Annotated in this window: 8 protein-coding genes; 4 read left to right on the top strand and 4 right to left on the bottom strand. The window is 66.5% G+C overall.

All coding sequences use genetic code 11. From position 1 onward, the window contains the following. Positions 1–187: 187 nt before the first annotated feature. Complete coding sequence (locus ASD86_RS23145; protein WP_056116427.1) at positions 188–1,777, bottom strand: M20/M25/M40 family metallo-hydrolase; 1,590 nt, start codon at positions 1,775–1,777, stop codon at positions 188–190. Positions 1,778–2,013: 236 nt separating this feature from the next. On the opposite strand from ASD86_RS23145, the gene ASD86_RS23150 reads away from it, so the two are divergent. The 3 genes from ASD86_RS23150 to ASD86_RS23160 all read left to right on the top strand — a co-directional run bounded on the left by ASD86_RS23150 (position 2,014) and on the right by ASD86_RS23160 (position 6,054). Next, a complete protein-coding gene (locus tag ASD86_RS23150) occupies positions 2,014–3,234 on the top strand; it encodes an acetylornithine/succinyldiaminopimelate transaminase (RefSeq protein WP_056116590.1) in 1,221 nt (406 codons plus the stop codon). A 26-nt stretch (positions 3,235–3,260) separates the two neighbouring features. Further along, complete coding sequence (locus ASD86_RS23155; RefSeq protein ID WP_056116430.1) at positions 3,261–3,680, top strand: HIT family protein; 420 nt, start codon at positions 3,261–3,263, stop codon at positions 3,678–3,680. 253 nt (positions 3,681–3,933) lie between these two features. Further along, a complete protein-coding gene (locus ASD86_RS23160) occupies positions 3,934–6,054 on the top strand; it encodes a TonB-dependent siderophore receptor (protein WP_056116432.1) in 2,121 nt (706 codons plus the stop codon). Positions 6,055–6,133: 79 nt separating this feature from the next. Here ASD86_RS23160 and hemL read toward each other — a convergent pair whose 3' ends face one another. Next, positions 6,134–7,417, bottom strand: a complete 1,284-nt coding sequence (hemL, locus tag ASD86_RS23165; RefSeq protein WP_056116434.1) for a glutamate-1-semialdehyde 2,1-aminomutase — start codon at positions 7,415–7,417, stop codon at positions 6,134–6,136. Beyond that, positions 7,410–8,063 carry a thiamine phosphate synthase gene (gene thiE / locus ASD86_RS23170; RefSeq protein ID WP_056116437.1) on the bottom strand — a complete coding sequence of 218 codons (654 nt, stop codon included), beginning with the start codon at positions 8,061–8,063 and terminating at the stop codon, positions 7,410–7,412. Before thiE ends, hemL begins: the two co-directional genes overlap by 8 nt. Positions 8,064–8,127: 64 nt before the next feature. Between thiE and ASD86_RS23175 the strand changes: the two genes are divergently transcribed. Further along, positions 8,128–8,319, top strand: coding sequence for a rubredoxin (locus ASD86_RS23175; RefSeq protein ID WP_036115753.1), 192 nt, complete (start codon positions 8,128–8,130; stop codon positions 8,317–8,319). A gap of 75 nt (positions 8,320–8,394) precedes the next feature. Here ASD86_RS23175 and ASD86_RS23180 read toward each other — a convergent pair whose 3' ends face one another. Then, a complete protein-coding gene (locus ASD86_RS23180) occupies positions 8,395–8,835 on the bottom strand; it encodes a DUF192 domain-containing protein (RefSeq protein ID WP_056116440.1) in 441 nt (146 codons plus the stop codon). Positions 8,836–8,996 lie beyond the last annotated feature (161 nt).

Below are 8,996 nucleotides of genomic sequence, written 5' to 3' on the forward strand. Positions count from 1 at the left end.
GGCTGCGCCGGACCAAAGCCAAAGCCAAAGCAAAATTCAACAGCAACAGCAACAGCAACAGCAACAGCAACAGCAATGGCAAGACAAGTCAATCCGACGAGCCCCAGCGCAAATCCGACCACTTTTGTGGAGGGACCTCAGCACCGACCGCGAAAATCGATCAATCGCGAAAACCCAATCGACCCGATCACTTCCCCGGCTGCTTCAACGCATCCGCCAACGAATACAACAGATCCACATAGAACCGCTCACCTTCCTCCAAGCCCGCCACCTTCGACCCCTTCAGCGGCTCCACCACCATGTACTCGTTAGGCGCATGCGCCCCGTTGCCATGCCCCAGACCGCCGGCGATCATCGGCAGCCCAAGGGTCTGGGTGAACACGTAATACGGCGCGCTGCCGCCGATGCGCGGCGCGACCGGCGGGGTCTGTCCGTACTTGCGATACACGCCCAACGCCGCGCGCGTCAGCGGCGCGTCCACCGAGGTCTGCGCCGGCGGATAACCCGACAGTTTGCGTATTTCGATGTCGTCGAAACCCTTCGCATCGAGTTGCTTGCGGATCAGCGCCAGCGCCTGATCCGGGGTCTGGTCCGGCACCAAGCGCGAATCGACCTTGGCCACCGCGCGATGCGGCAGGATGGTCTTGACCCCTTCGCCGGTGTAACCCGCCGCCAGCCCATCGATATTGAGCGTGGTGTCGAACAACTCCGCCGCGGCCGCGTCGCGGAAGCCGCGGCCGTTCTTCCAGCGCGCCGCGCCCAGCGATTCGAGCTGCTTGGCCTGCTCGCTTTCGCGGCCGCGCACGATGCCGTTGAACAGACGCTGCTCTTCCGTGTTCGGCGCGCGGATCGCATCGCGATAGCCGGGCACCGCGATCTCGCCGTCGGGCGTGGTCAAGGTCGCCAGCGCCTGCACCAGGCGCCAACTCGGCGAATCGAGCTTGGCGGCGAGCGAGCCATGCACTTCGGCGCGCTGCGGGCCGCCGCTGCTTGCGTTGCCCTTGGCTTCCAGTTCCATGTAGAGAATGCCCTTCACTCCGAGAAACATCGACGCCTGTCCGTCGCGATCCTGGGTGTTCATCGGGAAGAACACGCCGTCGGCCTTGCGCAGTTGAGCTTCGTACTTGGCGACCACTTCCGGGTAGTGCGGCGAGCCGAGTTCTTCCTCGCCTTCGGCCAGGACGATCAGGTTTACCGGCGGTTTGCCGCGCACCTTGATGATCGCGTCGAGCGCATTGAGGAACGCGCGCTGCGGTCCTTTCTGGTTGGTCGCGCCGCGCGCCATCAACACTTTGCCGAGCGCGGGATCGTCGACCAAGGTGCCGGCGAAAGCGTCGACTTTCCAGCCGGTCGGTTCGATCGGCTGCACGTCGTACATCATGTAGACCACCAGCGTGTGCTCGGCGCCGGCATCGTAATAACCGTACACGCCCGGATGACCCGAGGTCGGCACCAGCGCGGTGTCGCGAAAGCCCAGGGTCTGCAGATCCTTGCGCAGCAACTCGGCCATCTGCGCGATGCCCTGGTTCTGCGCGCTGATCGACGGTTGCCGCACCCAGCGTTGCAACTGGGCGAGATCGGCGTCGCGATGCTGATGCAGGTACGCGTAGACGTCGGCGTAGTCGCCGGCGAAGGGCGTCACGCTGGAGGCGTCGAAGGCGGCGGTTTCGGTGATTTCGATCCTGGGCGGCGTGGCCGCCGCCGATGCGATCGGCAACAAGGCCAGTGCGAGTGCGGCGGACAACAGCGAAGCGGTACGGCGACTGCGTGAACTCATGGCGTTTCCCTCGTCGTAGGCAAGCTTGAAGCGGGCAAGGCGCGGAGCGCCGACGCGGCAGGTCGGGCGGGTTCGTGGCAAGCGGGGCCCCGGCCATCGGCGTGGACCGATCATGACTGCAACCGCGCCGGCGCGGTGCGTCGCAGCGCCCGCATCGCGCAGCGGCTGCCATGAGCACTGCAAGCGCCTCGGCGATCGGCGACAATGGCTGCTTCACCCCCAACGCCGCCGCCCCCATGGACACCGCCTCGCTGTACGCGCTTTCCGAGCGCTATTACCTGCCCGTCTACCGCCCGCGCCGGATCGTGCTCGACCACGGCAAAGGCTCGCGGATCTGGGATCTGGACGGCCGCGAGTACGTGGACTTCGGCGCCGGCATCGCGGTCAACGCGCTCGGCCACGCGCATCCGGCGCTGATCGCGGCGCTGACCGAACAGGCCGGCAAGCTGTGGCATACCAGCAACGTGTTCATCAGCGAACCGCCGCTGCGTCTGGCCGAACAACTGGTGTCGGCCTCGGGTTTCGCCGAGCGTGTGTTCCTGTGCAACTCCGGCGCGGAAGCCAACGAGGCGGCGATCAAGCTGGCGCGCAAATGGGCCACCGCGCAGGGCCGCGAACCCGAGCGCCGCGCGATCCTGAGTTTCCGCGGCAGTTTTCACGGCCGCACATTGGCCGCAGTCACCGCCACCGCGCAGCCCAAGTACCACGAAGGTTTCGAACCGCTGCCGCCGGGCTTTCGCTACAGCGATTTCAACGACCTGACCGCCGCTGAAGCGGCGATGGCCGACGGCGCGGTCTGCGCGGTCCTGGTCGAGCCGGTGCAGGGCGAGGGCGGTGTGACGCCGGCCAGCGACGCGTTCCTGCGTGGCCTGCGCGAGTTGTGCGATCGCCACGGCGCGCTGTTGATCCTCGACGAAATCCAGTGCGGCATGGGCCGTACCGGCGAGTTGTTCGCCTGCCATGCCTACGATGTGACGCCCGATGTGGTGACCTTGGCCAAGGCGCTGGGCAGCGGCTTCCCGATCGGCGCGATGCTGGTCGGCCCCAAGGCATCGCAGTCGATGCAGTTCGGCGCGCACGGCACCACCTTCGGCGGCAATCCGTTGGCGGCGGCGGTCGCGGGCGCGGCCTTGCGCGAATTGCGCTCGGCCGAATTGATGGCCAATGTCGAGCGTCAGGCGCAGGCGATCCGCGCCGGCCTGGCCGCACTGGACGCCGAGTTGAATCTGTTCGTGGAAGTGCGCGGTCGCGGCCTGATGATCGGCGCGCAGTTGCGCGAAGAACACGCGGGCAAGGCCGGCGAAATTCTCGATCGCTGCGTCGAACACGGCTTGCTGACCTTGCAGGCCGGTCCGGACGTGCTGCGTTTCGTGCCCGCGCTCAACATCGGCGACGCCGACGTGGCCGAGGGGCTGGCGCGTCTGCGCGCGGCGCTGCTGCAGTTTCTCGGCCGCTGAGCGCGGCCCATGCGACGGCATTGGCGATGAGCGAATGCGTGTTCTGCGACATCATCGCCGGCCGGGTGCCGGCGAGTTTCGTGTATCGCGACGATCGCGTCGTCGCGTTCATGGATCTGCGTCAGGCCGTGCCCGGCCACGTACTGGTCGTGCCGCGGCGGCATATTCCCGATCTGTACGCCATCAGTGAGGCGACGGCCGGGCATCTGATGTCGATCGCGGTGCGTGTCGCCAAAGCCTTGGCTGCCGATCAGCGGCCGGCCGGGCTGAACCTGTGGCAGTCCAATGGCGAGGCGGGCGGCCAGGAAGTCCCGCACGTGCATCTGCATGTGCAGCCGCGTCGCGCGGACGACGGCATCCTGCATCTGTATCGCCACGGCTTGCCGGCGCCCAGCGATCGCCCGAGCCTGGACGCGCTCGCCGAGCGCATCTCTGCCCGGCTTTGATCCTTGGCGCTTGAGGTCAGACGCTTGAGACCAGCGGCGCTCGAGCCAAGCGACGCCTGAGTCGAGCCGATTTCGCGGCAGTTGGCAGGCCAGCAAGCCAGCTTCCGTGCGGCCCCTGTGCGCCGCCGCGCCACCCCTTCCGATGCCATTCAAGTGGTTCCACGGTGCCGTGGATCGTCAACAGGGGCTTTACGCGGGCTTTTGGATCAAACGATAATAATTCTCGTTTGCTTCAACTTCGGAGTCCCCCCGCATGTCCCGCAGCCGCCATCTTCCGGCGCCCTTGGCCCTGGCCATCGCTTTTTCCCTGAGCGCGCCCGCGTGGGCGGCCGACCCCGCCGCCGCCGAGGCCGACGCCCCCGACAAGCGGGCCACCACCCTCGATCACATCGTCGTCCAGGGCCAATCGAGCGGTTACAAGGCGGCCAACGCCACCAGCGCGACCAAGACCGACACGCCGATTTCCGAAACCCCGCAGGCGATCACCGTGGTCACCGGCGAGCAGATGCGCGACCAGGGCGCGCAGAACGTCCAGGACGCGCTCAACTACGCCGCCGGCGTGCGCTCGGAGGCCTACGGCCTGGACTCGCGCGGCGACTGGACCCTGATCCGTGGCAGCGACCCCACCGAATACCTCGATGGCCTGCGCAGCGCGTTCAACTACTACACCAGCACCACCCGCACCGACCCGTACATGCTCGAGCGCATTGAAGTGCTGCGCGGCCCGGCCTCGATGCTGTTTGGACAAGGCAGCACCGCCGGCGTCATCAACCTGGTCAGCAAGCGCCCGCAGACCCAGGCGCGGCGCGAGATCGGCGTGCAGCTCGGCAGCTTCGACCGTCGCCAGGTCAACGCCGACCTCACCGGTCCGCTGACCGCCGACGGCACCTGGCTGTACCGCCTCGTCGGCCTGGTCCGTGAAAGCGACACCCAGGTCGATCACGTCAACGACGATCGCCGCCTGTTCGCGCCGTCGCTGACCTGGCGCCCGAGCGAGGACACCTCGCTGACCTTCCAGTTTCGGTGGCAGCAGGATCGCACCGGCTCGACCTCGCAGTTCTTCCAGTGGAGCGGCCTGATCGCGCCGAACCCGAACGGCCGCATTCCGGCCAGCCGTTTCATCGGCAACCCCGGCGATCACTACGACACCGACCACACCAGCGCGGGCTGGCAGTTCGAGCATCGCTTCAACGAAAACTGGTCGTTTCAGCAGTCGTTCCGCGCCTCGCGCAACGAGGTCGACTACGTCACCGTCTACGCCGATCCCTTCAGCAATCCGCTCAATCCCTTCATCGATCCGCAGCAGCGCGTGATCAACCGCGAAGGCTGGTTCGCCAACAACAAGGCGCGGATGCAGAACATCGACCAGCACGTCGAGGGCCGCTTCAAGACCGGCGCGGTCGAGCATCAGATGCTGCTCGGCCTGGATGCGATCCGCTTCAAACAGGACGAAGCGCAGAGCTTCGACGGCGCGCCTGAGCGCGGCGGCACCTTGCCGCCGATCGATGTATTCAACCCGGTCCCCCCGCCGTACACGCCGCCGCCGCTCGGTCCGGACATCAAGACCAGCCAGCGTCAGATTGGCCTGTATCTGCAGGATCAGATGCGTATCGGCGAGCACTGGATCGTCGTCGCCGGATTGCGCCACGATCGCGCCAAGAGCGGACTGGTCGGCGCGGCCGACGAAAAGTCCAGCGCCACCACCAAGCGCCTGGGCGTGATGTTCCACGACTGGGCCGGCTGGTCGCCGTACGTGAGCTACAGCGAGTCATTCACCCCGGTCGGCGGCACCAATGCCCTCACCGGTTCGCGCTACAGGCCGCAGAAGGGCGAGCAGGTCGAGGCCGGCGTCAAGTTCGAACCGGCCGGGCGCGATCTGAGTTTCACCGCCGCGACCTACGAACTGCGCGAAGAAAATCGCCTGGTGCCCGATCCGTCCAATCCCAACGTCAACACCCAGGCCGGCAAGACCAAGACCAGCGGTCTTGAACTCGAACTGTCGGGCAAGATCACCTCGAGCTTCGACATCACCGCGCACTACAACTATCTCGACAACGACAAGCAGCTCACGCCGGCCCCGCGCCATCAGGCCGCGGTCTGGGGCAAGCAGCGTTTCAGCGTCGGCGGGCGCGAGGGTTTCGCCGCCGGCCTGGGCGTGCGCTACTTCAGCGATTTCGTCGAACCGCCCAGCCCGACCACCCCGTCGGTCGTGCTCGGCGACGCGATGCTGTCCTACGACACCGGCGCCTGGCGCTGGGCGTTCAACGTCACCAACCTCACCGACAAGCGCTATTTCAGCTATTGCGGTGGCCGCGGCGACTGCTGGTTCGGCGCGCGACGCACCATCGGTCTGAGTGCAAGCTTCACGTTCTGATCCTGTCCGCAAAAAAAACGGGCCGGCGAATTCGCCGGCCCGTTGCGTTTGCGCGATCGCGACGATGCGATCGTTCGATTCACAGCGTAGCGAACGTCGCCCGCGCCGCTTCGATGGTCTGCGCAATTTCCGCCTCGCCATGCGCGCTCGACATGAACCCGGCCTCGAACGCCGACGGCGCCAGATACACGCCGCGCTCGAGCATGCCGTGGAAGAAACGATTGAAGCGCTGGGTATCCGAGCCCATCGCATCGGCGAAACTCTGCACCGGCCCTTCGCGGAAATACAGCCCGAACATGCCAGGCGCGCGCGTGGTGTGGAAGGCGATGCCGGCCTCGCGCGCGGCCGTTTCCAGGCCATCGCACAAGGCGTGCGTGCTGCGTTCCAACGCGTCGTGGAAACCGGGTTGCTGGATCAGCTCCAAGGTCGCCAGCCCCGCGGCCATCGCCACCGGATTGCCGCTGAGCGTGCCGGCCTGATAGATCGGCCCGCTCGGCGCGACCTGACTCATCAGATCGCGCCGGCCGCCGTAAGCGCCGACCGGCATGCCGCCGCCGATGATCTTGCCGAACGTGCTTAGATCCGGGGTGATGCCGTAACGCTGCTGCGCGCCGCCGAGCGCGACCCGGAAACCGGTCATCACTTCGTCGAAGATCAGCAGCACGCCGTGCTTGGTACACAGTGCGCGCAGGTGCTGCAGATAGCCGTCCTTCGGCAGGATGCAGTTGGCGTTGCCGACGATCGGTTCGATGATCAGGCCGGCGATCTCGCTGCCGGCTTCGTCGAATAGCTGCGTAGCCGCATCGAAATCGTTGTAGGGCAGGGTCAGGGTCAGATCGGCCAGCGCCGCCGGCACGCCGGGCGAATTCGGCAGGCCCAATGTCAACGCGCCGCTGCCTGCCTTGACCAGAAAGCTGTCGCCGTGGCCGTGGTAGCAGCCTTCGAATTTGACGATGCGGGTACGCCCGGTCGCGCCGCGCGCCACCCGGATCGCCGACAAGGTCGCCTCGGTGCCCGAATTGACCATGCGCACCATCTCGCAGCTCGGCACGATCCGGGTGATCGCTTCGGCCATCGTCACTTCCAGCGCGTTGGGCACGCCGAAGCTCAGGCCGTGGCGCATGGTTTTTTCGACCGCGGCCAGCACTTGCGGATGCGCATGGCCGGCGATCATCGGGCCCCACGAGCCGACGTAATCGATATAGCGATTGCCGTCGACGTCGTACAGATAAGCGCCTTGCGCGCGCTCGGCGAAGAACGGCTCGCCGCCGACCGACTTGAACGCGCGCACCGGCGAATTGACGCCGCCGGGCAACAGTTCGCTGGCGCGGGTGAAGAGTTCGTGGGAGCGGGGGTTATTCATTAGGCAATTCTTCGGATCGGGCTTCATCGAAGCAGGAAAGGTAGGCGCGCACCGCGGCGGACGGATCGGGCGCGTCGAACACGCCGCTGATGACGGCCAGCAGATCGGCGCCAGCGTCGACCAACGAGCGCGCATTGTCCGGGGTGATTCCGCCGATCGCCACCCGCGGCAGGCGCAGGATCGCCGATTGCTTCAGCAATTCCGGCGCGGCGCGGCGCGCATTGGGTTTGGTCGGCGAAGCGAAGAACGCGCCGAAGGCGACATAACTGGCGCCGGTCGCGGCCGCCGCGCGAGCCAGATCGAAGCGGTCGTAGCACGATGCGCCGATCAGGGCGCGATCGCCCATCGTCGCGCGCGCCGCGGCCAGCTCGCCGTCGTCTTCGCCCAGATGCGCGCCGTCGGCGCCGATCTGCGCGGCCAGGCGCCAATCATCGTTGACGATCAGCGGCACGCCATGGCGGCGGCAGACCGGCAGCAGGGCCAGCGCTTGTTCGCGTCGCAGTTGCGGATCGGCCGCCTTGTTGCGGTATTGCAGCCAGTGCGCGCCGGCGACCAGCACGGTTTCGACTCGCGCCACCAGGCGCAGAGTGTCGGCATCGTCGGGGGTTATCGCGTACAGGCCGCGCTGCGGCCATGGTGAATTCATGCGTCTGCTTCCGTCGGAGAGGGCGGGGTGGGACAATGCCGTCCCGCAAAACCATTATCCGCCCATGTCCGAGATTGCCGCGACCACCGCTTACCGCACCTGGATGTGCGTCGTGTGCGGCTTTATTTACGACGAAGCCCTGGGGCTGCCGGAAGAGGGCCTGGCCCCGGGCACCCGCTGGGCGGACGTTCCGGACACCTGGACCTGCCCGGACTGCGGCGTGACCAAGGACGACTTCGAGATGATGGAAGTCTGAAGCGGCTGAAGGTCGCCGTGGACCACGTGTCCGCGGCGACCTGCGTAGAACCACGGACCGGCGTTGCCCGTCCGTTTACTCGATTCCGGGCCCGAACCTCAGTTCCGCCCCATCCTTGAGCTTCAACTTGGCCGCCTGGCCGGCGTTGAGCTCCAGCACGTACTTCGCCGGCGCATCGCTGGGATAGGGCGGACAGCTGTTGCCGCCCGAGCAGGGTGGGACGTCGCGCTGCTGCGAGACCAGCCGACGCTTGCCGTCGAAGTAGAGGATATCCAGCGGGATATGGGTGTTCTTCATCCAATAGGCCTGCGGCTCCTCGCGCTCATGCACGAACACCATGCCGCGGTCGGCCGCCATTTCGTCGCGAAACATCAGCCCGCGCGCCCGCGATTCGTCGTCCTTGGCCACTTCCACCGTATAGCGCTGGCCGCCGATCTCGACCCAGGCACCGTTGCCGGACCCGCAACCCGACAGGGCCAGGCCACAACATACGACCAGCGCGTGCAGCTTCGACATGGAGCGGTTCCTTAGAGTGCGGGACAGGACGTCGCGAACATCCGACAGCGCCCCTCAATCGTCAAGACGGCGGCGGGCGAAATTATTTTCGATCAGCCCTTCCCAAGCCCCATTCAGATCTGCATAATGCGCGGCCCCGCTGACCGGTTGATTGGTTGCGG

Origin of the sequence: Lysobacter sp. Root690, assembly GCF_001427785.1 — a bacterium.
Classification (GTDB): Bacteria; Pseudomonadota; Gammaproteobacteria; order Xanthomonadales; family Xanthomonadaceae; genus Lysobacter.

Excerpts from the sequence above, each read along its gene's own strand:
- ASD86_RS23150 (WP_056116590.1), top strand. The coding sequence starts at position 2,014 with ATGGACACCGCCTCGCTGTACGCGCTTTCCGAGCGCTATTACCTGCCC.
- ASD86_RS23155 (WP_056116430.1), top strand. The coding sequence starts at position 3,261 with ATGAGCGAATGCGTGTTCTGCGACATCATCGCCGGCCGGGTGCCGGCG.
- ASD86_RS23180 (WP_056116440.1), bottom strand. The coding sequence starts at position 8,835 with ATGTCGAAGCTGCACGCGCTGGTCGTATGTTGTGGCCTGGCCCTGTCG.
- hemL (WP_056116434.1), bottom strand. The coding sequence starts at position 7,417 with ATGAATAACCCCCGCTCCCACGAACTCTTCACCCGCGCCAGCGAACTG.
- ASD86_RS23145 (WP_056116427.1), bottom strand. The coding sequence starts at position 1,777 with ATGAGTTCACGCAGTCGCCGTACCGCTTCGCTGTTGTCCGCCGCACTC.
- ASD86_RS23160 (WP_056116432.1), top strand. The coding sequence starts at position 3,934 with ATGTCCCGCAGCCGCCATCTTCCGGCGCCCTTGGCCCTGGCCATCGCT.
- ASD86_RS23175 (WP_036115753.1), top strand. The coding sequence starts at position 8,128 with ATGTCCGAGATTGCCGCGACCACCGCTTACCGCACCTGGATGTGCGTC.
- thiE (WP_056116437.1), bottom strand. The coding sequence starts at position 8,063 with ATGAATTCACCATGGCCGCAGCGCGGCCTGTACGCGATAACCCCCGAC.